This is a genomic window from Streptomyces sp. NPDC029466 (assembly GCF_055574515.1).
Map to the genome: position 1 here is coordinate 82,711 of NZ_JBVHZH010000014.1, position 22,235 is coordinate 104,945.

The 22,235-nt window shown below is 71.4% G+C and carries 19 protein-coding genes; 9 read left to right on the forward strand and 10 right to left on the reverse strand.

The genetic code is table 11. The annotated features are described in order from the left end of the window. Positions 1-60 precede the first annotated feature (60 nt). The 3 genes from ACZ4XD_RS13840 (at position 61) to ACZ4XD_RS13850 (ending at position 2,843) form a co-directional block, all read left to right on the forward strand. Entirely contained in the window at positions 61-1,116 is a 1,056-nt protein-coding gene (locus ACZ4XD_RS13840; RefSeq protein ID WP_468041678.1) for a DUF3533 domain-containing protein, read from the forward strand. A gap of 404 nt (positions 1,117-1,520) precedes the next feature. Beyond that, positions 1,521-1,958, forward strand: coding sequence for a subtilase-type protease inhibitor (locus ACZ4XD_RS13845; protein ID WP_468041680.1), 438 nt, complete (start codon positions 1,521-1,523; stop codon positions 1,956-1,958). A 93-nt stretch (positions 1,959-2,051) separates the two neighbouring features. Beyond that, complete coding sequence (locus ACZ4XD_RS13850; RefSeq protein WP_468041684.1) at positions 2,052-2,843, forward strand: metallophosphoesterase family protein; 792 nt, start codon at positions 2,052-2,054, stop codon at positions 2,841-2,843. An 87-nt stretch (positions 2,844-2,930) separates the two neighbouring features. Here ACZ4XD_RS13850 and ACZ4XD_RS13855 read toward each other — a convergent pair whose 3' ends face one another. The 3 genes from ACZ4XD_RS13855 to ACZ4XD_RS13865 all read right to left on the reverse strand — a co-directional run bounded on the left by ACZ4XD_RS13855 (position 2,931) and on the right by ACZ4XD_RS13865 (position 6,515). Next, positions 2,931-4,007, reverse strand: coding sequence for a S1 family peptidase (locus tag ACZ4XD_RS13855; RefSeq protein ID WP_468041687.1), 1,077 nt, complete (start codon positions 4,005-4,007; stop codon positions 2,931-2,933). 453 nt (positions 4,008-4,460) lie between these two features. Beyond that, positions 4,461-5,381, reverse strand: coding sequence for a slipin family protein (locus ACZ4XD_RS13860; protein ID WP_468041690.1), 921 nt, complete (start codon positions 5,379-5,381; stop codon positions 4,461-4,463). Between the two features lie 225 nt (positions 5,382-5,606). Beyond that, positions 5,607-6,515, reverse strand: coding sequence for a S1 family peptidase (locus ACZ4XD_RS13865; protein ID WP_468041693.1), 909 nt, complete (start codon positions 6,513-6,515; stop codon positions 5,607-5,609). An 834-nt stretch (positions 6,516-7,349) separates the two neighbouring features. Here ACZ4XD_RS13865 and ACZ4XD_RS13870 point away from each other — a divergent pair. Continuing rightward, positions 7,350-7,799 carry a cell division protein SepF gene (locus tag ACZ4XD_RS13870; RefSeq protein WP_468041696.1) on the forward strand — a complete coding sequence of 150 codons (450 nt, stop codon included), beginning with the start codon at positions 7,350-7,352 and terminating at the stop codon, positions 7,797-7,799. Positions 7,800-7,901: 102 nt separating this feature from the next. Here ACZ4XD_RS13870 and ACZ4XD_RS13875 read toward each other — a convergent pair whose 3' ends face one another. Then, the gene (locus ACZ4XD_RS13875; protein ID WP_468041698.1) at positions 7,902-9,098 is read right to left on the reverse strand and encodes an acyl-CoA dehydrogenase family protein; all 1,197 of its coding nucleotides are present in this window, start codon (positions 9,096-9,098) and stop codon (positions 7,902-7,904) included. A 137-nt stretch (positions 9,099-9,235) separates the two neighbouring features. Then, positions 9,236-10,879, reverse strand: coding sequence for an MFS transporter (locus tag ACZ4XD_RS13880; RefSeq protein WP_468041701.1), 1,644 nt, complete (start codon positions 10,877-10,879; stop codon positions 9,236-9,238). A gap of 213 nt (positions 10,880-11,092) precedes the next feature. Between ACZ4XD_RS13880 and ACZ4XD_RS13885 the strand changes: the two genes are divergently transcribed. Together ACZ4XD_RS13885 and ACZ4XD_RS13890 are read left to right on the forward strand one after the other, a co-directional pair. Beyond that, on the forward strand, positions 11,093-12,286 hold the full coding sequence (locus tag ACZ4XD_RS13885; protein WP_468041704.1) for a hypothetical protein: 1,194 nt from the start codon (positions 11,093-11,095) through the stop codon (positions 12,284-12,286). Between the two features lie 289 nt (positions 12,287-12,575). Further along, the gene (locus ACZ4XD_RS13890) at positions 12,576-13,613 is read left to right on the forward strand and encodes a phosphatase PAP2 family protein (RefSeq protein ID WP_181018641.1); all 1,038 of its coding nucleotides are present in this window, start codon (positions 12,576-12,578) and stop codon (positions 13,611-13,613) included. Between the two features lie 104 nt (positions 13,614-13,717). On the opposite strand, the gene ACZ4XD_RS13895 is transcribed toward ACZ4XD_RS13890, so the two are convergent. Continuing rightward, a complete protein-coding gene (locus ACZ4XD_RS13895) occupies positions 13,718-13,930 on the reverse strand; it encodes an I78 family peptidase inhibitor (protein WP_042157438.1) in 213 nt (70 codons plus the stop codon). 508 nt (positions 13,931-14,438) lie between these two features. Here ACZ4XD_RS13895 and ctaD point away from each other — a divergent pair. After that, a complete protein-coding gene (gene ctaD / locus ACZ4XD_RS13900; protein ID WP_468041712.1) occupies positions 14,439-16,118 on the forward strand; it encodes an aa3-type cytochrome oxidase subunit I in 1,680 nt (559 codons plus the stop codon). On the opposite strand, the gene ACZ4XD_RS13905 is transcribed toward ctaD, so the two are convergent. The 3 genes from ACZ4XD_RS13905 to ACZ4XD_RS13915 all read right to left on the reverse strand — a co-directional run bounded on the left by ACZ4XD_RS13905 (position 16,009) and on the right by ACZ4XD_RS13915 (position 19,343). Further along, a complete protein-coding gene (locus ACZ4XD_RS13905) occupies positions 16,009-17,037 on the reverse strand; it encodes a helix-turn-helix transcriptional regulator (protein WP_468041717.1) in 1,029 nt (342 codons plus the stop codon). The genes ctaD and ACZ4XD_RS13905 overlap by 110 nt on opposite strands. Positions 17,038-17,109: 72 nt before the next feature. Continuing rightward, positions 17,110-18,087: a hypothetical protein gene (locus ACZ4XD_RS13910; RefSeq protein ID WP_468041721.1), complete on the reverse strand. Its 978-nt coding sequence runs from the start codon at positions 18,085-18,087 to the stop codon at positions 17,110-17,112. Beyond that, the gene (locus ACZ4XD_RS13915) at positions 18,084-19,343 is read right to left on the reverse strand and encodes a glycosyltransferase family 4 protein (RefSeq protein WP_468041724.1); all 1,260 of its coding nucleotides are present in this window, start codon (positions 19,341-19,343) and stop codon (positions 18,084-18,086) included. The genes ACZ4XD_RS13910 and ACZ4XD_RS13915 overlap by 4 nt, the downstream gene beginning before the upstream one ends. 334 nt (positions 19,344-19,677) lie before the next feature. Here ACZ4XD_RS13915 and ACZ4XD_RS13920 point away from each other — a divergent pair, with 334 nt between their 5' ends. Continuing rightward, positions 19,678-20,472, forward strand: coding sequence for a phytanoyl-CoA dioxygenase family protein (locus tag ACZ4XD_RS13920; protein WP_468041727.1), 795 nt, complete (start codon positions 19,678-19,680; stop codon positions 20,470-20,472). A 19-nt stretch (positions 20,473-20,491) separates the two neighbouring features. On the opposite strand, the gene ACZ4XD_RS13925 is transcribed toward ACZ4XD_RS13920, so the two are convergent. Further along, a complete protein-coding gene (locus ACZ4XD_RS13925; RefSeq protein WP_468041729.1) occupies positions 20,492-21,067 on the reverse strand; it encodes a transglycosylase family protein in 576 nt (191 codons plus the stop codon). A 284-nt stretch (positions 21,068-21,351) separates the two neighbouring features. Here ACZ4XD_RS13925 and ACZ4XD_RS13930 point away from each other — a divergent pair, with 284 nt between their 5' ends. After that, entirely contained in the window at positions 21,352-22,161 is an 810-nt protein-coding gene (locus tag ACZ4XD_RS13930; protein WP_468041731.1) for a hypothetical protein, read from the forward strand. Positions 22,162-22,235 lie beyond the last annotated feature (74 nt).

Sequence of the window (22,235 nt, forward strand, 5' to 3'; positions counted from 1 at the left end):
CCGGAAGATAAGGGAACAAAAGCACCGGACCGGCAGCCGAAGTGTGGCGAGGAGCGAGTCATGGCCACGACGGACGACGGCACCCGCACCACCTTCCTCGGGGAGGTGAAGAGCGCGGTGACACCCCATGCCTCGCTGCTGGTGCTCGGCGTCCTGGGGCTGATGATCGCGTTCATCACGTCGTACACCGGCGCCTTCCACCACCCCGCACCGACCGATGTACCGCTGGGCGTCGTCGCTCCCCCGCAGGTCAGGGGGCAACTGGTGGGCAAACTGGACCGACTGCCCGGCTCTCCCCTGGACCCGCGCGCACTGCCCTCCGAACGGGCCGCCCGGCAGCAGCTCGCGAACCGGACGATCGACGGCGCACTGATCGTCAGCCCCCGCGGGAGCACCGACCGGCTGCTGGTCGCCAGTGGTGGCGGCGCCTCCCTCGCCCAGGCGGTCGAACTGGTCGTCCGCTCGGCCGAGAAGGCCGAACACCGCACCGTACGCACGGTCGAGGTGGCCCCCGCCGCCGCGGGCGACAGCCGCAGCCTGTCGTCCTTCTACCTCGTCGTCGGCTGGTGCGTCGGCGGCTATCTGTGTGCCGCGATCCTCGCGATCAGCGCCGGGGCGCGCCCCTCGAACGGACACCGGGCGGTCATCCGGCTGGCCGCGCTCACCGTCTACGCGCTCGCCGCCGGGCTGGCCGGCGCGATCATCGTCGGACCGGTCCTCGGCGCCCTGCCCGGCACCTTCTTCGGACTGTGGGGACTGGGCGCGCTGACCGTCTTCGCGGTGGGCGCCACCACCCTGGCCTGCCAGGCCCTGCTGGGCATCGTCGGCATCGGCCTGGCGATCCTGCTGATCGTCATCCTCGGCAACCCGAGTGCGGGCGGCGCCTACCCCTACCCGCTGCTGCCCCCGTTCTGGCGCGCCATCGGCCCGGCGCTCCCACCGGGCGCGGGCACCTGGACGGCACGCTCCCTCGCCTACTTCCGCGGCAACGCGATCACCGGCCCGCTCCTGGTACTCGCCGCCTGGGCGGTGGGCGGCACGCTGCTCACCCTGGCTCTGTCGATCTTCCGCAAGAAGGGCGGGGAGGACGCCGCGACGGGCGGCCGGAGCGGGTGAGGGCGGGCCCCGCGACGGCCACACCGGACCGGTAAGGCGACCGGCGGGCGGCCGGTTCTTACCTTTACGCGCGTCCCGGGCAGCACGGAGGCAGCCTCCGGCCCCCCTCTTCAGCCAATCGCCGGAGATCGAACCCCGCCCGAACGACCGGTCGGCGGCCGAATCCCTTCGTTACGTGGCTGAGTGGCGTTTGCCCGGGGCATGCCAACGGCGGCATCCGCGCTGGCCGCACACCGCTTCACCCCGGCCGCCCGGCACCACCTCCGGCCGGTTCGCGCCATTACTCTCAGCTTTCATCTAACGACTCAAAGCGATCGCTCCTTGCCCACTCAAGATGCTTTCGGGGTGCGGTTGGGCCAGACTCCCGTCCGGTATCTGCACCTTCGAGCAAGGGAGTGTTCGTCATGCGGTACATCACTGGGGCGGTCGCGCTCGGCGCGGCACTGGTCCTGGGCACGCTCGCCACCACCGCGCAGGCCGCCGCACCGGCGCAGCCCACGCGGACCGGCGGGCTCTACGCCCCCACGGCACTGGTGCTGACGGCCGGCCAGGGCGAAAGCCGCGCGACCGCCACGGTGCAGCGCGCCGTGACGCTCAACTGTATGCCGGGGGCGACCGGCAGCCACCCGAACCCGAAAGCCGCCTGCGCCGAACTGCGCACGGTGGCCGGTGACTTCAACGCGGTGACCACCGCCCCGTCCGACCGGCTGTGCACCAGGGAATGGAACCCCTTCGTGGTCACCGCCGACGGCGTGTACCAGGGCAAGCGGGTCTCGTACACCTACACCTTCGCCAACTCCTGCGCGATGGCCGACGGCATGGGCGCGGTCTTCGACTTCTGACCGCTCCCTCACACCGGAAATCCCCGGGCACCGGACAGTGGTGCCCGGGGATTTCCCGTGCGAGGGAGCGTCAGCGGTCCCTACGCTCGGCGCATGGACGCTTCCCCCACCGGCACGGGCGTCGCCGTGCTCTCCGATATCCATGCCGTACTGCCGGCACTGGAGGCGGTGCTCGCCGAGCCGGATGTCCGCGCCGCCGACCGCATCGTGCTGACCGGTGATCTGCTCGCCGGGCCGCTCCCCCGCCAGACCCTGGCCCGGCTGCGCACCCTCGGCGACCGGGCGGTGTGGATCAGCGGCAACGCCGACCGCGAGATGGCCGCCGCCCGGCCGGGGAACGCACCGGCGGATCCGATGGACGCCTGGGCGGCGGGTCAACTCGGCCCGGAAGAGCGGGAGTTCCTGGGGTCGCTGCCCGCCACCGTGACGCTGGAGGTGGCCGGACTCGGGCCGGTCCTCTTCTGCCATGCCACCCCGCGCGACGACACCGAGATCGCGCTGGTCGACTCCCGGCCGGAGCGCTGGGCGGAGGTGCTGGAGGGGGTGCCCGAGGCCGTACGGACGGTGGTCTGCGGGCACACCCATATGCCGTTCGTGCGGTTCACCCATGGCCGGCTGGTGGTCAATCCGGGGAGCGTCGGCATGCCGTACGGCCGGCCGGGCGCCCACTGGGCGCTGCTGGGGCCGGGCGGCGGAGCGGTCACACTGCGGCATACGGCCTTCGATCACGAGGCGGCCTGCGCCCGGATCGCCCGGGAATCGGACTCTCCGTCGGCGGCCGCGTGGGCGGATACCTATGTCCGGGCCCGGCATTCCGCCGAGGAGGCACTGGCGGCGTTCGGGCCGGGCGACGGCCGGAACGCCGCCCCGGGCACGGACGGCTGAGCGCCGCGGGACGGTGCCGGCCCCGGAGGACGAGCGGATCCGGGGCCCGGCACCGTGCGCCGAGCTGCTGCGGGGTGTGCCGGTGGGTCAGCCGATTTCCGCGCCGTAGGCCTTCAGGGCCTCGGTGACCGGCTGGAAGAAGGTTTCGCCGCCGTTGGTGCAGTCGCCGCTGCCGCCGGAGGTGAGACCGAGGGCGGACTCGCCGTCGAAGAGCGCGCCACCGCTGTCACCGGGCTCGGCGCAGACATCGGTCTGGATCAGACCCTCGACCGTGCCCTCCTGGTAGTTGACGCTGGCGTTCAGCGCCTTGACCGTGCCGTCGTGCACCTGGGTGGTGCTGCCGCTGCGCTGCACCTTCTCGCCGACGGTGGCCTCCGCGGCCTTGGTGATCTTCTGGGTGCTGCCGTTGTAGAGGTTGACCTCGCTCGGGTGCGCGGTGTCGCCGGTGTACTTGGCGAGCGAGTAGTCGTCACCGGGGAACTTGGAGTCCTCGGTGGTGGCGATCGCCGAGCCGCCCTGCTTGTCGGACCAGCTCTTGATCTCGTTGCCGCAGTGGCCGGCCGTCAGGAAGTGCGGCTGGCCGTCCTTGACGACATTGAAGCCGAGCGAGCAGCGGGCACCGCTCCCCCAGATCGCGTCGCCGCCGCCGATGAAGGGCTTGAACTGCCCCTTGCTGTGGCGGACCTCGACCTTGTCGCCGAGGCTCTCGGCGACCTTGGTGAGCCGGTCCAGCTTGGTGCCCTTGACCGTGCGGTCGGCGGTCACCACGACCTTGTTGCTCTGCGGGTCGATGCCCCAGGACGTGCCGGGGATGGTCGCCTTCGACTTCAGCGTCTGCCGGGCCGAGTCGAGCTGGGCGAAGGTGTGCTTGACGAGTCTGGCTTCCGCCCCCTTCGCCCGCACGGCCTTGGCCGCCGCCTGGTTCACGACGTTGACCACCAGCTTCTTGGCCTTGGCGTCATAGAACGCACCGGCGGTGTCCGTCTTGAGGTGGGAGGCGAGCGTGCTCGCCGCCGCCGAGGTCAGCTTGGCGAGCGTCGGCTTGGGCGCGGGGGCCTGGGACGCGTTGGCGTTGGCGAGGGCGACGGTGGCGGTGGCGGCGAGGGCGAGCGCACCGGCGCCCGCTATGACGGCGCGCCGGTTGGGTATGCGTCGGTGCTTCAACTCAGGGCCTCCCGTGGGGGGAAGAGCCCGGAAACTGTGGGGAGTTGCCCGGGCCCGGAGAGTGAGGGATCAGGACTGGCACGGTTCCACCTCGCGGAGCGGCGGCTCGGGGAGTCGCGTCCATGCCAAGGTGCAGCCGAGTATTCCCATCCGCCTCACTCGCGCACAAGACCGAGTTCCGGTCTCACATGCGGGAGTTCACCACTTCGCCACACGAAGGACACACCGATATCCGCGCACCTCGGCCCGAGTGCGGACATCAGCGGGCACGCGGAGCGCGCGGCGGACGGCAACGTGTGAGGACTATAGCTGGCCGGAAAACACCGGCCGGGAACCGCCCCCCGACCCAACGAAAAGGCCGTATATACCCGAACCAAGGGGTACATACGGCATTCAGTGGCACACCGGAAAGGCAGCCGGCGCCCGCCTCAGACCCTCATGCGCGAGGGAGGTCTACGGGAGATCCTCCACCGGCGGGAGGTCCGCCAGCTCCGGCGGCAGCGAGTCCTCCGCACCGTGCTCGACGGCCGTACGCGACGGCCGGGGCGCCTTCGGGGCAGGCCGCTGCACACCGTCCCGCTCGGCCTCGGCGGCCGCGGTCTGCGCCTGGGCCTGGAGCCCGGAGCGCTCCAGGAACCGCAGCAGTTCGACCGGGAAAGGCAGGACAAGGGTGGAATTCTTCTCGGCGGCGACCGCCACCACGGTCTGCAGCAGTCGCAGTTGCAGCGCCGCGGGCTGGTCGGACATCGCCTCGGCCGCCTCGGCGAGCTTCCTCGACGCCTGGAGCTCGGCGTCCGCGTTGATCACCCGGGCCCGCCGGTCGCGGGTGGCCTCCGCCTGGCGGGCCATCGACCGCTTCATCGTCTCCGGCAGCGAGACATCCTTGATCTCCACCCGGTCGACGGTCACTCCCCAGCCGATGGCCGGGCTGTCCATCATCAGCTCCAGGCCCTGATTGAGCTTCTCGCGGTTCGACAGCAGATCGTCCAGCTCGCTCTTGCCGATGATCGACCGCAGTGAGGTCTGCGCCATCTGGGAGACCGCGAAGCGGTAGTCCTCGACCCGGATGACCGCGTCGGCGGCGTCCACGACCTTGAAGTAGACGACCGCGTCGACCCGCACCGTGACGTTGTCGCGGGTGATGCCCTCCTGGGCGGGCACCGGCATCGTGACGATCTGCATATTGACCTTGCGCATCCGGTCGATGATCGGAACGATCATGGTGAACCCGGGGTCGCGCACCTCGGAGGCCAGCCGCCCCAGCCGCAGCACCACACCGCGTTCGTACTGCTTGACCACCCGCGCCGCCGCCATGAGATACACCGTGCCCGTGCAGGCCAGTGCCACCCCGGCCGTCACCAGTTCTTCGACCATCACGGCCCCCTGAAGATGTGCCGCACGCGTCCGAATCGCGCTGTTTACCATGGTATGCCCGGCCCGGAAGGCGGTCGAGGCTCCTGGCGGACACGGCCGGGCCCCCGTCCGCCGGCGGACGGGGGCCGTCATACCGCCGGAGCCGCCTCCGGCGTTCGTGCGGGGATCTCGCCGTACGGGCCCGGGCCGCGCGATCCCGGGCCGTACGGACTCAGCCGGCCGGCGTCAGTAAACGCTCACGCCGTACGCGCTCAGCGCCTCGGTGACCGGCTGGAAGAACGTGGTGCCACCGGAGGTGCAGTCACCGCTGCCCCCGGAGGTGAGGCCGAGCGCCTTGGTCCCGGAGTAGAGGGGGCCGCCGCTGTCACCGGGCTCGGCGCAGACCGTGGTCTGGATGAGGCCGGAGACGATGTCGCCGCCGCCGTAGTTCACGGTGGCGTTCAGTGCCGTGACCTTGCCGCTGTGGGTACCGGTGGTGGAGCCCCGGCGGGTGACCGACTGGCCGACGCTCGGGGTGCCGGCGCTGGTGATGTCCTGGCTGCCGACCGTGCCGGCGTGGGCCACGGAGGAGTTCGTGTACTTCACGATGCCGTAGTCGTTGCCGGGGAAGCTGGAGCCGGCGGTCGGACCGATGCTCGTGGTGCGCGAGGAGTTGGTGTACCACGGCGGGTTGCCGTCGGTGCAGTGACCGGCCGTCAGGAAGTAATAGGTGCTGCCGCTGCGGACGTTGAAGCCGAGCGAGCAGCGCCAGCTGGGTGCGTAGATGGCGTCGCCGCCGGAGATGAACTTGCGGAAGGTGCCCGCGATGCGGTCGATGCGGACCGCGTCGGCGTTACTGCCCGCGGCCCGCTCGATCCTGGCGATCTCGGCCCGGGAGACCGTGCGGTCGGCGGTGACGACCAGAGTGCCGGTCGCGCTGTCGCCCCGCCAGGCGGTGCCCGGGACATCCGCGGCACGTACCGCGTTCCCGGCGGCGGAGAGCTGGGCGGCGCTGAACTTCTGGGCGGGAGCGGGGTTCTGTGCGTTGGCGGCCGGGACGGCGATGGCACCGATGGCCACCAGTCCGGACGCCACGGCGATCAGCCGGGTGCGTCTCGCCACGCCGCTGCGGGGGGTGGTGCGCTCGTTCCTCACTGATTCCTCCGAGGGGATCGGGGGCCGCCGGTGGGCGGCCGGTGAGGCGCAGCCAAAGGGCACACAGGAATCCGCACGTTCATTTTCGGCGTGCCCCTGACAAGCGCTGAGCGGAGTCTCGGCCGCACCACCCCCGCGGCGCAAGAGGTCCGCACCGATGTCTCACACCCGACACACGGCCGCAATCCCACCGCCGTTCCCCAACACTCCGCCCCGGCAGCCACCTTGACGGCTGCCGGGGCGGCGCTGACCCCCTCGGTCGCGGATGGGACGGATCGGCGGACGATGCGGTTCCGCCCCGCCCGCCGGGCCCCTTCGGCACCACGATCCGGGAGGCGGCGGAACGTGGCGCGAACGATGCGCCCGGCCCCCCGGCCGGGGGGCGTGAAACCCACCCGGAATGCCGCGCTCCGGCCGTCATCGTCGGACAATCGGCTCGCTCAACTTTCGAGGGAAGCGGGTCCGGTGGACACAGGTCGGAATCCACCCCGGCGTCAACACCCCTCCGATGGGCCAGTCTCCCGATCATCGGGCTATCCCGTGACCCTCCGCCGAGTCCACTGGCATTTGCCCTGGTCCCGTGCACGAACCGACCCGGGGGTCCGCTCCGTTTTCTTGCCCTCACGGGCCCCGCTCACCCGATAGAGTACCGACCGTGATGTTCGTCGTACTGTCAGTTTCCTTACGGGGCGCGTGAGCTGATGCTGCGCCACCCTCTTTGCACCAGATGTGTCACGAACCCCCCGTGCGGCGGCTATCCACTTGGCACACCCTCCGCCTCATGAACGACGATAGGGGCGGACACGCAGAGACCGCGGGTGAGAGGAGGCGTCAATGGGATCGGTGCGCAAGGCGAGTGCCTGGCTTGGCCTCGTCGACGACAGTGATGACGAGCGCTACTACGACGACGACTACGCCGAGGGACCCGATGCCGGTGACTCGGGCGACAGCCCCTGGGTCACCGACCCCCGGGTCCGAGTGGCCGACGAGGCCGCCCAGGACCAGGGCACCCGCATCGCCACGGTCTCCCCGGAGAGCTTCCGGGACGCCCGTGGCATCGGCGAACTGTTCCGGGACGGCGTGCCGGTGATCGTCAATCTGACGGCCATGGAGTCCGCCGACGCCAAGCGTGTGGTGGACTTCGCGGCCGGCCTGACCTTCGGCCTGCGCGGTTCGATCGAGCGGGTCGCCACCCGTGTGTTCCTGCTGACCCCCGCCGACTACAAGGTGGTCAGCGGGGAGGCCCGCGGCCACCGCAACGGCGGTTTCTTCAACCAGAGTTGAGCCGTCCCGCGGCTGTCCGGACGGGGTCCGGGCGCCCGCGGGACCGCCACCGGCGCACCGGCCCCCGGCTGAGGCATCGCCCCGCTCAACGGGCGAGGCCGCTCACCGGAAGGCGTCCAGGCCGGTGAGCGCCTTGCCCAGCACCAGCTGGTGCATCTCGACGGTGCCCTCGTAGGTGAGCACCGATTCGAGGTTGGTCGCATGCCGCATGACGGGGTACTCCAGCGAGATCCCGTTGGCACCGAGAATCGTCCGGGCCGTGCGGCAGATCTCGATCGCCTCCCGTACGTTGTTCAGCTTGCCGAAGCTGATCTGCTCGGGGCGCAGCCGCCCCGCGTCCATCCGCCGCCCCAGATGGTGGGCCAGCAGGATCCCCTTGTGCAGTTCGACCGCCATGTCGGCGAGCTTGGCCTGGGTGAGCTGGAAGCCGCCGATCGGCTTGCCGAACTGCTCCCGTGTCCTCGCGTAGTCCAGTGCCGCCTCGAAGCTGGCGCGCGCGGCTCCCATGGAGCCCCAGACGATGCCGTAGCGGGCGTGGCTGAGGCAGCCGAGGGGGCCGCGCAGTCCGGTGACCTCCGGGAGCACCGCGTCGGCCGGCAGCCGTACGTCGTCCATGACGAGTTCGCTGGTCACCGAGGCGCGCAGGGACCACTTATGGGTGATCTCGGGGGCCGAGAAGCCGGGGCTGCCGGTGGGGACCACGAAGCCGCGGATGCCCTCGTCCGTCTGCGCCCAGACGACCGCGACACCGGCGACCGAGCCATTGGTGATCCACATCTTGCGCCCGTTGAGCACCCAGTCCCCGCCGTCGCGCTTGGCGTACGTCCGCATCGCGGCGGGGTCGGAGCCGATGTCGGGCTCGGTCAGCCCGAAGCAGCCGATGATCTCGCCGGCCGCCATCCGCGGCAGCCACTGCTGCTTCTGCTCCTCGGAGCCGAAGCGCCAGATCGCGTACATGGCGAGCGAGCCCTGGACGGAGACCAGCGAGCGGATACCGGAGTCGGCGGCCTCCAGCTCCAGACAGGCCAGCCCGTACTGGACGGCGGAGGCGCCCGCGCAGCCGTAGCCGGTCAGGGACATTCCGAGCGCGCCGAGGGAGCCGAGCTCACGGGCGAGTTCGCGGATGCCGGGCAGTTCGCCGCGCTCGTACCAGTCGGCGATCTGCGGCAGCACCCGGTCGGCGGCCCACCGGCGGACGGTGTCCCGTACGGCGCGGTCCTCGTCGGTCAGCAGATCGTCGAGGCCCAGGGGGTCACTGGGGTCGAACGGCGGAAGCGTCGAGGACGGCGGTGCGGACATGGCGGGGCCTCCGGCGGATCGGCGCGAAAAACTAGCAGTGGTAGTTATTTGCGCTTCCGACGGTACGGGCCGCGGTGCCGCGCGGCAAGGGTCACCGCCGCGCGGCGGGGCAGGGACGCCCGGGAGGAGAGCCGGGGTCAGCGGCCGGAGCTCGCCGGGGCGGGCTCGCTGCTGCCGCGGCCGGCGCCCTCACCCGGGGCGGGCTCGCCGTCCGCCTCCGCGCGCTCCGTGGAGTCCGCCGCCCGGCGCGGCAGCCGCAGCGCGATCCCGGCGCCGACCAGCAGCAGCAGGGCACTGGCGACGAGGGTGACATGCAGCCCGCGGACGAAGGAGTCCCGGGCGGCCTCCCGCAGGGCGGCGCGGGCGGCTCCGCCCAGACCGGCGGCGACCTTGTAGGCCTCGCCGAGGGAGTGCGCCGCCGAGGCGGAGGCCCGCGCGGGGACGCCGTCGACGTGGTTCAGGCCCGGGGCGTAGGCGGCGTTCATGACGCTGCCGAGCAGGGCGACACCGATGCCGGCGCCGAGCTGGTAGGAGGTCTCCCCGATCGCGGCGGCACCGCCGGACTGCTCGGCGGGCGCCTCGCTGAGCATCGACTCGTAGGCCCCGAACAGCGTGGACTGGAAACCGAAGCCGAGCAGCACGAAGCCCAGGGACAGCAGCCAGGGGCGGTCCTGACTGCTCATCGCGGTCAGGCAGAGCACCGCGACGGCGGTCAGCACGAAGCCGAGGGAGACCATCGCGCGCGGCCCCAGGGCCTGAAGCATCTTCGAGCCGGTGAGGCCGGCGGCCATCGCGGCGAAGACCAGTGGCAGCATCCGCAGCCCGGTCTCCAGCGGGCTCAGCCCGAGGACCAGCTGGAGGTACTGAACGGCGATCAGCTGAAGGCCCACCAGGGCGAGCATGGCCAGCACGATGCAGCCGACGGAGGTGCCGAACGCGGGCCGGGCGAACAGCCGCACATCGATCAGCGGGTCCTTGCGGCGGCGCTGCCGGCGGACGAAGAGGACCAGCAGCAGGACACCGAGGACGATGGGCAGCAGCGTGGTCGGGCCCACCACGGCCGCACCGCTGCCGATCCGCTTCACACCCAGGACGATCCCCAGCACACCGAGCGCCGCGACGATCGCGCCGATCACGTCCCAGGGGCCGTTGCGCTCACCGCGCGATTCCGGCAGCAGCCACCGTCCTATCAGCAGCATCGCGGCCATCATCGGGATGTTGATGAGGAAGACAGAGCCCCACCAGAAGTTCTCGACGAGGAAGCCGCCGAGGACCGGACCGACCGCGGCACCGACCGCGGCCACCGCGCTCCACACGCCGATGGCGACCGCGCGCTCGCGCCGGTCGGGGAAGACCTGCCGCAGGATCGACAGCGTGGCCGGCATGATCATGGCGCCGCCGATGCCGAGCAGGGCGCGGGCGACCATCAGGATCTGCGGATTGGGCGCGAGTGCGGCGGCGGCCGAGGCCAGGCCGAAGAGGCCGTAGCCGAGGAGGAGGACGCGGCGGCGCCCGACGCGGTCGCCGAGGGTGCCGAAGAGGATCAGCAGGGAGGCCGCGATCAGCGGATAGACGTCGACGATCCAGAGGAGCTCGACGGGTCCCGGTCGCAGGTCCTCGGTGACCGAGGGCACGGCGACGTACAGGATCGTGGTGTCCAGCGCGACGAAGAGCAGGCTGACGCAGAGCACGATCAGCACGGTCCAGCGGTTCGCACCACCACGTGAAAGCCGGGGAACACCAGCCGTCCGTCCACTGCCGGACGCGGTCGTCCCGGACATGCAGCACCTCCAGTCATGCTCTCGCGGCCACGGAACAGGGCGCGAAAACGCCCCGGGGCGAACCGGCGGCACGGGCGAGTTGAGACGCTCAGACTACGCGAGTCCCGTGGCGTGCCGCGTGGCTCACCTCACGATGAGACGCTCATCGCAGCGCCATGCGTTCCCCCACCCGCCGTCGGCAGTCGTTCTTCGGCCACCTGGATAATCGTCCCGATGAACGATCTTGCCTCCGCCGCCGTTCCCGGCCGGCCCCCGTACGACGGATCCGTCGTACGGGCCGCGCTGCGCCGGGCCGCGCCCGCGCTGCTGGCGTACGCGGCGATCCGGCTGCTGGGCATCGTGGCCCTCGCGCTCTGGTCGGCGGCCGACGGCAAAAACTGGCACACCCTGCTGGCCGCCCGCTGGGACGCGCTCTGGTACACCCGGGTCGCCGAGCAGGGCTACGGCTACACCGTCGTGCTGCCCAACGGCGAGGTGCACTCCAACCTGGCCTTCTTCCCGCTGCTCCCCTGGCTGGAGCGCGGACTGTCGGCGCTCACCACGCTGTCGCCCGCCGACGCGGGACTGCTGGTCACCTGGCTGACGTCGCTGGGCGCGGCCTGGGCGCTGTACGCGACCGGGGAGCGGCTGCACGGGCCGCGGGCCGGGGTCGCGCTCGCGGCGCTGTGGGCCGCACTGCCCGTCGGGATCGTGCAGTCGATGGCGTACTCGGAGGCGCTGTTCACCGCGCTCGCGGCCTGGAGTGTGTACGCCGTGCTGACCGGGCGCTGGCTGTGGGCGGGGGTGCTGGCCTCGCTGGCCGGACTGACCCGGCCGGTGGGCGCGGCGGTGGTGGCGGCCGTGTGGCTCACCGCGGCGGTGACGCTGTGGCGGGAGCGGGCCGACGGGGCAGGGCTGCGCGCGGGGCTGCGCCGGCACCCGGGGATGCTGTCCGGTGTGCTGCTCGCACCGCTCGGCTGGTGCGGCTTCTTCCTGTGGGTCGGGGCGCGGCAGGGCTCGTTCACCGGCTATCTGGACGTCCAGGAAGGCTGGGGCAACGGCTTCGACGGGGGGATCGCGTTCGGCTCCTTCGTCTGGCGCCAGCTGTCGGGGCCCGCGTTCGCGGCCGGACTCGCACTGATCGTCGGCGTCGGGCTGGTGATCTGGCTCTACGTGCACGGAGTGCGGCAGGGACAGCCGCTGCCGCTGGCCGTCTACGGCGGGGCGGTGCTGCTGCTCGCGCTGACCGCCAAGGGGTACTTCGGGTCCAAGCCCCGGCTGATGCTGCCGGCCTATCCGCTGCTGCTGCCCCTGGCGGCGGCACTGGCGCGCGGGCGCCCGCTGTGGACCTGGCTGGTCGTCGGGGCGGCGGCGGTGGGCTCCGCCGTCTACGGGGCGTTCTGGCTGAACGGCTCGGGCCCGCCATGACCTCACCGCCATCACCCTTCGTGACCGACCGAGTCCGCTCCGTGAGCACCGCCACGAGGAAACGTCACGCTACCCGTGAGCGAATAGCCGATAAACTCCGGAGGGGAAAAGAAGATAAGGCGCTCAGGGTGACGACACGCGCATGCGGGGGGCCGATTGAGAATCGCTGGGAATTCCCTTCCAAATCCCTGCGGCGAAGCCTCGATTGAGACACATTCCACATCACATCGTCATTACAAAGCGCACAGTTTGACCAAGCACCTACATCACACGCGGTAACGTCGATTGAGTGCGTACCGATGACAAGCTCGACCAGATGGAGGAGCGCCCCACCGATCGCGTCCGACCGCCCAGCATGACCCCGACCCGTATGTGGCTGTTCTGGGGCACCCTGGCGGTCTATTTCGCGATCGTGGCCGGGGTGCTGGCCACTTCATGGCTGGTCACGTTCGACTGGCAGGTCATGTTCTTCCGGCCCTACAAGCAGTGGCCGGAGATCCATGCCTTCCTCGACTACTTCGTGGTGCTGGGGCAGCGCGGACCGACCGCGGTGGCGGTGGCCGCCTGGCTGGGCTGGCGCTGCTGGCGGCAGCGCAACCTCCACCCGCTGCTGGTGCTCGGCGCCTCACTGCTGCTGCTGAACATCACCGTGGGCGCCGCCAAGCTCGGCATGGGCCGGCTCGGCCCGCACTACGCGACCGTGGTCGGCGCCAACGAGATGTGGCTCGACGGCGACATATTCCCCTCGGGTCACACCGCGAACGCCGTGGTCACCTGGGGTGTGCTGGCCTACCTGGCGACCACCTCGCTGCGCCGCCGCACGCTGTCGGTGATCGCCGCGCTGGGCGCCCTGGGCGTCGGCATGACCACCGTCTACCTCGGGACGCACTGGGTCAGCGATGTGCTGCTCGGCTGGGCCGCGGGGCTGCTGGTGCTGCTGGCGATGCCCTGGCTGGAGCCCGCGATCACCTGGTTCGAGGACCGCCTGATGGGCATCCTGCTGCGGCTGTGGCTGCGGCTGCGCCCCGATTCGCTGCGCGGCCCGCTGCCGGCCGGCGCGCCGGCCCCGGGAGTCTCCCGGCAGCGCCTCGCCTCCGACGGCGAGGTCCTCGTACGCGAGACGATCTCCGCAGGGACGGGCGGCCGCTCGGCCACCGGGCACACCCCGGACGGCTGGCCGCACCACCCGTCACGCCCGTACTCCATCCGCTCGGAGCGCACGCCTGCCACTCCGGCGGGCAGCCGGCGGCCGCCGCACGCGGACCGCGTCCCGCGCACCACGCCGCTGAGCCCGACGTCCGGGCGCGGCCGCAACGGGAGCGGCTGACCGCCCCACGAGCCGCGGGGCCGGTACGCACACACCCTCACCCCGCACCGAAGGCCCCGGCCGCTCCTGAGAGCGGCCGGGGCCTTCGTCGTCGGCAGTGGCGGTCAGCCCTGCCAGCTGCGGTGCACCTCGCCGTCCTTGACCTCGAAGTTGAGCCGGCCGGCCAGGTACTCCATCGTGATGATCGCGCCCGGCGGCAGCGAGCGGACGGTGGTCCAGCCGCGCGCTCTCGCCTGCTCCTCGGCGTCCTGCTGCGCGAGACCGACATACGCCTCGATGTCGTCCTGGGGGTTGTCGGGGAGGTTCGGTACGTCCATGACAGCCACCGTAGGCGCCCGCGGCGGCCCGTGGAAGGCCGGCCCTCGCATGCCACGGCGACTTCTCTGTCCGGCATTGGTCACACTTGTGTCACAGCGAACCGGCGCGCGTTTGCCGGTACTTCCGTCACCCGTACGCGCCGCGTGACGGCGCAACCGGGTGGAAAATTAATCGGCCGGAATTCCGCCGTGATCGAAGACGGAACGGACGCAGTCCGTCCGGTCAACTCGACGCGCCGTCCGAAAACAATCCCCGGTAAGTTCCGGATTCGCATTACCCGACGCTCTTTATCGGCCGACCGGAAATTGGCCAACGAGACACACTCCACACACATTTTCCGCACATCGCCCATCACCCCGCTTACCGGGCCCCGCGCCTCCCGGCCCCGGCGTCCACCGCCCCGCCGGATGCCACCGGAACGGACCGGAGCGCCCTCTCGCCCTGCGTCCCCCGCGCGAGCATCATGTCCCGGGCCCCAGTCCACCTTCGACGAACGAGGTGCAGCGGATGGTTACGGAGACCGACCGGGCGCACATCCGGCCCTCCAGGGCGCGGCACCCCGGCTCGGTGCTGGTGGACTGGCTGACCACCACCGACCACAAGAAGATCGGGCACCTCTATCTGATCACCGCGTTCGGGTTCTTCCTGGTGGGCGGTCTGCTGGCCATGGTGATGCGCGCCGAGCTGGCCCGTCCCGGGCTCCAGTTCATCGACGCCGAGCAGTTCAACCAGGCGGTGACGATGCACGGCACGATCATGCTGCTGCTGTTCGCCACCCCCGCGTTCGCCGGTTTCGCGAACGAGATCATGCCGCTTCAGATCGGCTCGCCCGATGTGGCCTTCCCGCGGCTGAACATGCTCTCGTACTGGCTCTTCCTCTTCGGCGGGCTGATCGTGCTGGGCAGCTTCCTCACGCCGTTCGGCGGTCCGGCCTTCGGGTGGACGGCCTACGCCCCGCTCAACTCGATGGTCCGCTCCCCCGGCATCGGCGCCGATATGTGGATCATGGGGCTGGCGCTCGCCGGATTCGGCACGATCCTCGGTGCCGTCAACTTCATCACCACGGTCATCGTGCTGCGGGCGCCCGGCATGACGATGTTCCGGATGCCGGTGTTCACCTGGAACGTGCTCTTCACGTCGATCCTGGTGCTGATGGCCTTCCCCGTGCTGGCGGCCGCGCTGCTGGTGCTGGAGGCGGACCGGCAGTTCGGGGCGGTGGTCTTCGACGCGCAGTGGGGCGGGGCCCTGCTGTGGCAGCACCTCTTCTGGTTCTTCGGCCATCCCGAGGTCTACATCATCGCGCTGCCGTTCTTCGGCATCATCACGGAGATCATCCCGGTCTTCTCCCGCAAGCCGATCTTCGGCTACGTCATGCTGATCGGCGCGACGATGGCCATCACGGCGCTGTCGGTGATGGTCTGGGCGCACCACATGTTCGTGACCGGGGCGGTGCTGCTGCCGTTCTTCTCCATCATGTCGTTCCTGATCGCGGCGCCGACCGGGGTGAAGTTCTTCAACTGGATCGGCACCATGTGGCACGGCTCGGTGTCGTTCGAGACGCCGATGCTCTGGTCGATCGGGTTCCTGGTGAGCTTTCTGTTCGGCGGGCTGACCGGCGTCATCCTGGCCTCACCGCCGCTGGACTTCCACGTCACCGACTCGTACTTCGTCGTCGGCCACTTCCACTACGTCGTCTTCGGGACGGTCGTCTTCGCCACCTACGCGGGCTTCTACTTCTGGTGGCCGAAATTCACCGGCAAGATGCTCGACGAGCGCCTGGGAAAGATCCATTTCTGGACGCTGTTCGTCGGCTTCCACACCACCTTCCTCGTCCAGCACTGGCTGGGCGTGGAGGGCATGCCCCGGCGGTACGCCGACTATCTGGCCGCCGACGGCTTCACGGCCCTGAACTCCTTCTCTACCATCGGCTCCTTCCTGCTCGGGCTGTCCACGCTGCCCTTCCTCTACAACGTCTGGAAGACCACCCACTACGGCGCCAGGGTCACCGTGGACGACCCGTGGGGCTTCGGCCGGTCCCTGGAGTGGGCGACCTCCTCACCGCCGCCCCGGCACAACTTCACGACCCTGCCGAGGATCCGCTCCGAGTCCCCCGCGTTCGATCTGCACCACCCGGAGGTGGGGAAGCAGCCGGTGGTGGTACCAGCGCCCGATCCAGCCGGTCCCTGACCTCCCGTACCTTGCCGAGCATCTCCGGCGGCTCACGGACCTCGAAGTCGAAGCCCGTCAGCACGATGTGCAGCACCATCAGGTCGAGGCTGTGCGCCCCGGTGCGCAGCAGACAGCGCTGCTCATCGACCGCTTCGAGCACCCCGGCCGCCGGGCTGATGCGCGCCGCGGCCTGCTCCAGCGGGGCATGCAGCAGCACGGTGGCCCGGGTCGCGTAGGCCCGGGTGGAGATTCCCCGGGAGACATATGCGGCGAGGTCCTCGGCCGGTGGCGTACGGGGGGCGAAGCGCGGCCCGTGCGGCGGGGTGGGGGTGATGCGGTCGGCGCGGTAGGTGCGCCAGTCGTCGCGGTCCACGTCCCAGGCCACGAGGTACCAGTGGCGCCGGGCGCAGACCAGGCGGAGCGGTTCCACGGTACGGCGGGAGGCCGTGCCGTCATGGGTGGTGTAGTCGAAGCGGAGCCGCTGGCTGTCCCGGCAGGCGTGCGCGAGCTCGGTGAGGGTGTGCGGGTCCACCCGGGGGCCGCCCGGGTCGAGGATCGGCACGGTGAAGTCGGTCAGCGCCCCGACCCGGCGCCGCAGCCGGTGCGGCAGCACCTGCTCCAGCTTCGCCAGCGCCCGTACGGAGGCCTCCTCGATGCCGTCGACACCGCCCGCCGCGCGCAGCCCGACCGCGACCGCCACCGCCTCGTCGTCATCCAGCAGCAGCGGCGGGAGTTCGGCGCCCGCGCCGAGCCGGTAGCCGCCGGCCGTCCCCGGCGCGGAGTGGACGGGGTAGCCCAGCTCGCGCAGCCGGTCGATGTCCCGGCGCACCGTGCGCGGGGTGACATCGAGCCGGTCGGCGAGCTCCGCGCCGGACCACTCCCGATGGGCCTGCAGCAGGGAAAGCAGGCGGAGCAGACGTGCCGAGGTCTCCAACATGGCCCGAGTTTCGCAGCCTTTGCGGACAGCTGCGGTCCTCGATACCGGACCGGGACCGCAGCCGCTGCTCCGTCAGCTCCCGTCCGGCCCGGCGACCCGTAGGGCCAGGTCGTTGTCGAGCGTGTAATACGGGCCGATGGTGAGCTCTCCGGCGGCGGCCGGCACCGGCAGCGCCGGGTAGCTGAACACCAGCTTCTTGTCGGCGACATCGTCCAGGAGGCGGGCGATCCGCACCGGCCGGGCGCCGTCGGCGAGGCGCAGCCACAGGTCCCACGGCTCGCTGCCCCGCTCCCACCGGCCGGCCAGCTCCGCATAGGGCAGCGTGAAGGTGAAGTCCGCGCCCTCGACGGTCAGCGGGACGGTGACGGTGGCCGGTGCCGTCTCCGGGGACTTCGGATTGCGGCGCGCACGGGCCTCCACACGGGCGCCGGCGGCCGGGACGGCACCGTAGAGCCGGCCGGAGACCGTCATCCCGTCGGGTGCGACAAGGATGTCACCGGCCTCCGCGTGCGGGCCGCGCAGCCAGCTGCGCAGGGCGAGGTTGCCGAACTTCGTCGCGTACGGGATGCGCACACCGAGCCGGCCGATGCCCGCCAGCGGCCGGCGGTCCACCAGCGACCGCAGATCGTTGACGCCGGGCAGCAGGCGCCGGGGGTCCTGGCCGTCGCCGAGGTCGGCGTAGGCGTTCCAGCGGCCCTCGGCGAGCGCGACGGTGCTGGGCAGTACGGCGCGCAGCCGTCCGGCGCCGTTCGGCCCGAGCGGCAGCCGCACCTCGTCGTCCGCGCCGTCGCCGCCGCGCAGCCGCAGGACCAGCGCCGCGCTCCAGGTGGTGGGGGTGTCCTGAGGGGCGTTCAGGTCGAAGGTGAGGCCGCCCGCGGAGTCCGCGATGCAGTCGGCCCGCAGCTCCACCGGAGCCGCTTCGCCGCCCCGCTCGCCCGGCCGCCCGGGGCCCTCGGGCCCGGTGCTCGCCGGAACCATGGGTTCCTGGTCGATGGCGGAGGACTCCTTCGTCTCGTGTCCGGTCACGGTCAGCTGGCTCGGCGCCGTCATACCGTCCGCACCCCTCTCATGGCGGCGCGGGCCGCGTCCTTGGTGGCGTAAGCGCCGCTGAGCAGGGCTCCGCGGGCGCGATGCAGGCTGCTGTGCCATCGGCGCTCGCGCCTGCGGGCGAGCAGCTCCCCGAAGAGCGCCTCATAGCGCCCGGCGACCGTGGCGGGGTCGAAGCGCGCCGACGAGGCCAGCGCGGCCACCCCCATCCGCTTGCGGGCGGCATCGTCGTTGATCAGCGTCAGCAGCGAGCCGGCCATCGCCTCCGGGTTGCCCACCGGCACCAGCTTGCCGTCCACCCCGTCGTCGATGATCTCGCCCGGCCCGTGCGGGCAGTTGGTGGCGACCACCGGCAGACCGCAGCGCATGGCCTCGACGATGGTCATCCCGAAGGACTCCAGGCTGGAGGAGACCGCGGCGATCGAGCCCTTGGCCCACTCCGGCTCCAGAGGGTTGGCCGGGCCCATCAGGAAGACGTGGTTGTACAGGCCGAGTTCGTCGATCAGGGCGCGCAGGGTGGCCTTCTCGGCGCCGCCGCCGTAGATCCGCAGCCGCCAGTCGGGACGCTCGGCGACGACCTGGGCGAAGGCACGTATGAGCACGTCATAGCGCTTGACGCGGGCGAGCCGGCCGGCCGCGACGACCCACTTGCCGCTGCCGTCGGCAGGCGCGAGAGCGGGCGCCGGCACGCTGTTGGGCACCGCCTCGATGCGCACACCGGGCAGCCGGAGCGTCCGGCGGTAGGCACCGGCATCGGCCTCGGTGACGGTGGTGACCGCGTCCAGGCGCGGATAGGCGCCGCGCAGCGCCAGCTTGAGCGCCCGGGTGTGGGTGTCCAGGGTGAGGTGCTCCTGGCCTATCCGCACCGGGCCGCGGCGCGCCTGCTTGGCGATGTGCACATTGAGGCCGGGCCGGGTGCCGACCAGCACGTCCGCCTCCGTCCGGCGCAGATGCTGGGCGATCCGGCGGTCGGTGAGCTCGCTGTACTGGCCGTAGCGCCCCTCGGCGGCGGGGAAGACCTTGGCGGGACGGGCATGCTCGGGATCCGCGCCGTCGTGGCCCGGACTGCTCTCCCGGAGGTCCACGAGATGCCGCAGGGCGACCCGGGGACCCAGGTCGAAGACCGGGTCGTCGCGGTGGCGCAGCACGGACACGATCTCGACGTCATGCCGTTCGGCAAGCGTCCGGGCCAGATTGAACGTCGTCCGGATCGTCCCCCCGATACCGTAGGCATTGTGAATCAGGAATGAGATGTGCATCCGTCCCCGTGTCCCCTGGTCTTCCAGTCCTGCCTGGTCTCCCCCGGGGCCACTTCGCACTCCCCTCCTGATGGTGCGAGGCGGCCCCCTGCTCTAGGGAAGGACCGCGAAATGGGGGCACTGGTTGGGCCTTTCGCCAACTTGTTCCAAAAGAGTTAGTTCATCGGTAGCCGCTTCAGGGAACCCATGGGCCGCAAATCCCCTCCGCCCCACGGGAGCCGGAGGCGTCCGCCGCGCGCCGCGCACCCCGGCCGGCACCCTCGCCCGCTCCCGCGCCGGCGGCGCACCCGGAAAATCGCTGGTCCCCGTCTGTCCCCTGCGTCACTCTGGCCCCATGGATGGATCAACTATCGATGACAGCGCCTTGTCCGCATTCGTGGAGCAGGGCTTTCTTCATGTGGAGGGCGCGTTCTCGCCCGAGGTCGCGGCGGAGTGCCGGGAGATCATGTGGCGGGACATCCCGGGTGAGCCCAACGATCCGGCGACATGGAAAGACCCCGTCGTACGGCTCGGCTTCTACGGGCAGGAACCCTTCCGGGCCGCCGTCAATTCGCCCCGGCTGCACGCCGCGTACGACGCCCTCGCCGGACCGGGGCGCTGGGCACCGCGCGGCGACCTCGGCACGTTCCCGGTGCGGTTCCGCAGCGACGACGCACCGGGCGACGACGGCTGGCACATCGACGCCAGCTTCCCGGGCGACGATCCCGCCGACTTCCTGTCCTACCGGGTGAACGCCGCGTCCAGGGGCCGCTGGCTGCTGATGCTGTTCCTGATGTCCGACGTGGGAGAGGACGACGCGCCCACCCGCATCCGGGTCGGCTCCCATCTGGACGTCGCCGCCCTCCTCGGACCGGAGGGCGAGGCCGGGCTGTCCTTCATGGACCTCGCCGGGCGCGCCGTGCCCGCCACCGAGCACCGGCCGATCGCGCACGCCACCGGCCGCGCCGGTGACGTCTACCTCTGCCACCCGTTCCTCGTGCACGCCGCACAGCCCCACCGCGGCACCGAACCCCGCTTCATGGCCCAGCCGCCGCTGCTCCCCAGGCCGGGCGCCGACCCCAGGACCGAACGGCCCGACGGGGACTACTCACCCGTGGAGCTCGCCATTCGCCGCGGTCTCGGATACTGATGCCGTCGAGCCGGCTCCCCTAGGACCCTGGGCCCTGGGGGAGCCGCAGCCGGGTGCCGATCGACAGCCGGTTCGGGCTCTGGCCGATGGCCGACCGGTTGGCCTCGTAGAGCGCCTGCCAGCCGCCCTTCACCCGGTACTTGCGGGCGATCTCGCCGAGCGTCTCCCCGCGCCGTACGACATGGGTCCGGCTCTTCGCGGTCAGCCCGAAGCGCCGGGCGCACTCGGGCCAGGCGCCCCAGCCCTGGACGGCCTGGACCCTCTTCGCGATCTCGATCTGCTCCTCACGGGAGGCGAGGTCGGCCCGCCGCGCGAAGGCGAGGCCGCCGAAGTCCTCCCAGGTGGGCTGGTGGAACTGCAGGCCGCCGTAGAAGGAGTTACCGGTGTTGATGTGCCAGTCACCGCTGCTCTCGCACTCGGCGAGGCAGCCCCATGGCCACTGGTCATCGGCGCAGGCGTGCGAGACCTTGCCGGCGCCGTCCGGCCCGTCGGCGGCGGCGCCCCCGGGCAGGCCCAGGACCAGGGCAGCGGCCGCCGCGGTGAGCAGCCCGACGGATCCCACGAGGCGCCGTGGCGCCGAAGAGTTGTCCGACATAGCCGGTGACGGTAAGCAGCCCCCCGGCACCCGCCAGCGTGCCACGCCCTCGGCGTCCCGGTCCCACCCGGTCCGGCGTACGGAACGCCGCCGACTGCGCCAAGTTCTGCGCAAGAGTTGGCGTTACGTGACCGCTTGTGGGCCGGCTTTCCGTGATTTTCCGCTGTGCGGCGATTGGTTCGATTCTGTTCCCGTCCTCGCGTGACTCCTGCCGCAGGTGACCCGTTGTCCTTGTACGAGCCGGGAGACCACCCGGCAGACGCACAGAGATCGAGGAGCCACCCGTGCCGCGCATGCTCGACGTCAGCGACGACGTTCGCGCCGAGATCGGCGACGAAGAAGCCGACCGCCTGCTGGCCGGTGGCGACGCCCCCGGCAGCTATGACTGCACCTCCTGCCGGACCCCCGGAGACAGCGACCAGGAGCGCACCAGCACCGTCCTGTTCGTGGGCGAGGAGACCGCGGTGCTCGCGTTCGCCCATGCCACCTGCATCCCCTCGCAGGTCGTCCCGGTCTCGGAGGAGCAGCTCCAGGGAGCCGTGCGCTCCATCACCGGAGAGGACGCCGCCCCACGCACGCCCGGATCGCAGCCGTCCCCGGCCGTCCCGGTTCCCACCGCGCCGCGCCAGGCGACCCTCGGGATCACCTGCGGTCTGGTGCTCGTCGAGGCCGACCTGCGCCCGGCCCTGGTGGTCGAGCCCGACGGCCCGATCGCCCGCCCCGGCTCGACCGGCCCGGACGACGACTTCCTTCCGCTGCTCCTGGAGCAGGGCTTCCACCCGGTGACGGACATGAACCAGCTCCCCGCCGCGAACCCGGGCTGGTCCGCACTGCTGGCCATGGGCAAGCTGCACGCCGTCCTCCAGCCGGGCAACTCCGGCCAGCAGTCCGCCTGGTGGCAGGCCCACCAGCCGCTGGCCGTCTCGGACGGCTGGCGCGCCGCGGCCAACAAGGCGCAGTCCGTGGTGCTGTACGCCGCGCCCGCGGGCACCATCGGCCACCAGCCCCGTGAGGACCTGATGCGGCAGGCGCTGGAGGACGCCGCGGCGAAGGGCGCCCTGGTCGCCGCGGAGATCCCGCTGGCCGGCACCTGATAGTCCCGCGACCCCGATCGCGGGGGCAGGACCGCCGATCCGGCCGGTCAGGCCCCCGCGATCAGCCATTTCCG

Coding starts and splice junctions, on each gene's coding strand:
- ACZ4XD_RS13910 (WP_468041721.1), bottom strand. CDS start 18,087: ATGACGGCGCCGAGCCAGCTGACCGTGACCGGACACGAGACGAAGGAG.
- ACZ4XD_RS13880 (WP_468041701.1), bottom strand. CDS start 10,879: ATGTCCGGGACGACCGCGTCCGGCAGTGGACGGACGGCTGGTGTTCCC.
- ACZ4XD_RS13885 (WP_468041704.1), top strand. CDS start 11,093: ATGAACGATCTTGCCTCCGCCGCCGTTCCCGGCCGGCCCCCGTACGAC.
- ACZ4XD_RS13920 (WP_468041727.1), top strand. CDS start 19,678: ATGGATGGATCAACTATCGATGACAGCGCCTTGTCCGCATTCGTGGAG.
- ACZ4XD_RS13840 (WP_468041678.1), top strand. CDS start 61: ATGGCCACGACGGACGACGGCACCCGCACCACCTTCCTCGGGGAGGTG.
- ACZ4XD_RS13905 (WP_468041717.1), bottom strand. CDS start 17,037: ATGTTGGAGACCTCGGCACGTCTGCTCCGCCTGCTTTCCCTGCTGCAG.
- ACZ4XD_RS13915 (WP_468041724.1), bottom strand. CDS start 19,343: ATGCACATCTCATTCCTGATTCACAATGCCTACGGTATCGGGGGGACG.
- ACZ4XD_RS13925 (WP_468041729.1), bottom strand. CDS start 21,067: ATGTCGGACAACTCTTCGGCGCCACGGCGCCTCGTGGGATCCGTCGGG.
- ACZ4XD_RS13850 (WP_468041684.1), top strand. CDS start 2,052: ATGGACGCTTCCCCCACCGGCACGGGCGTCGCCGTGCTCTCCGATATC.
- ACZ4XD_RS13845 (WP_468041680.1), top strand. CDS start 1,521: ATGCGGTACATCACTGGGGCGGTCGCGCTCGGCGCGGCACTGGTCCTG.
- ACZ4XD_RS13870 (WP_468041696.1), top strand. CDS start 7,350: ATGGGATCGGTGCGCAAGGCGAGTGCCTGGCTTGGCCTCGTCGACGAC.
- ACZ4XD_RS13860 (WP_468041690.1), bottom strand. CDS start 5,381: ATGGTCGAAGAACTGGTGACGGCCGGGGTGGCACTGGCCTGCACGGGC.
- ACZ4XD_RS13875 (WP_468041698.1), bottom strand. CDS start 9,098: ATGTCCGCACCGCCGTCCTCGACGCTTCCGCCGTTCGACCCCAGTGAC.
- ctaD (WP_468041712.1), top strand. CDS start 14,439: ATGGTTACGGAGACCGACCGGGCGCACATCCGGCCCTCCAGGGCGCGG.
- ACZ4XD_RS13895 (WP_042157438.1), bottom strand. CDS start 13,930: ATGGACGTACCGAACCTCCCCGACAACCCCCAGGACGACATCGAGGCG.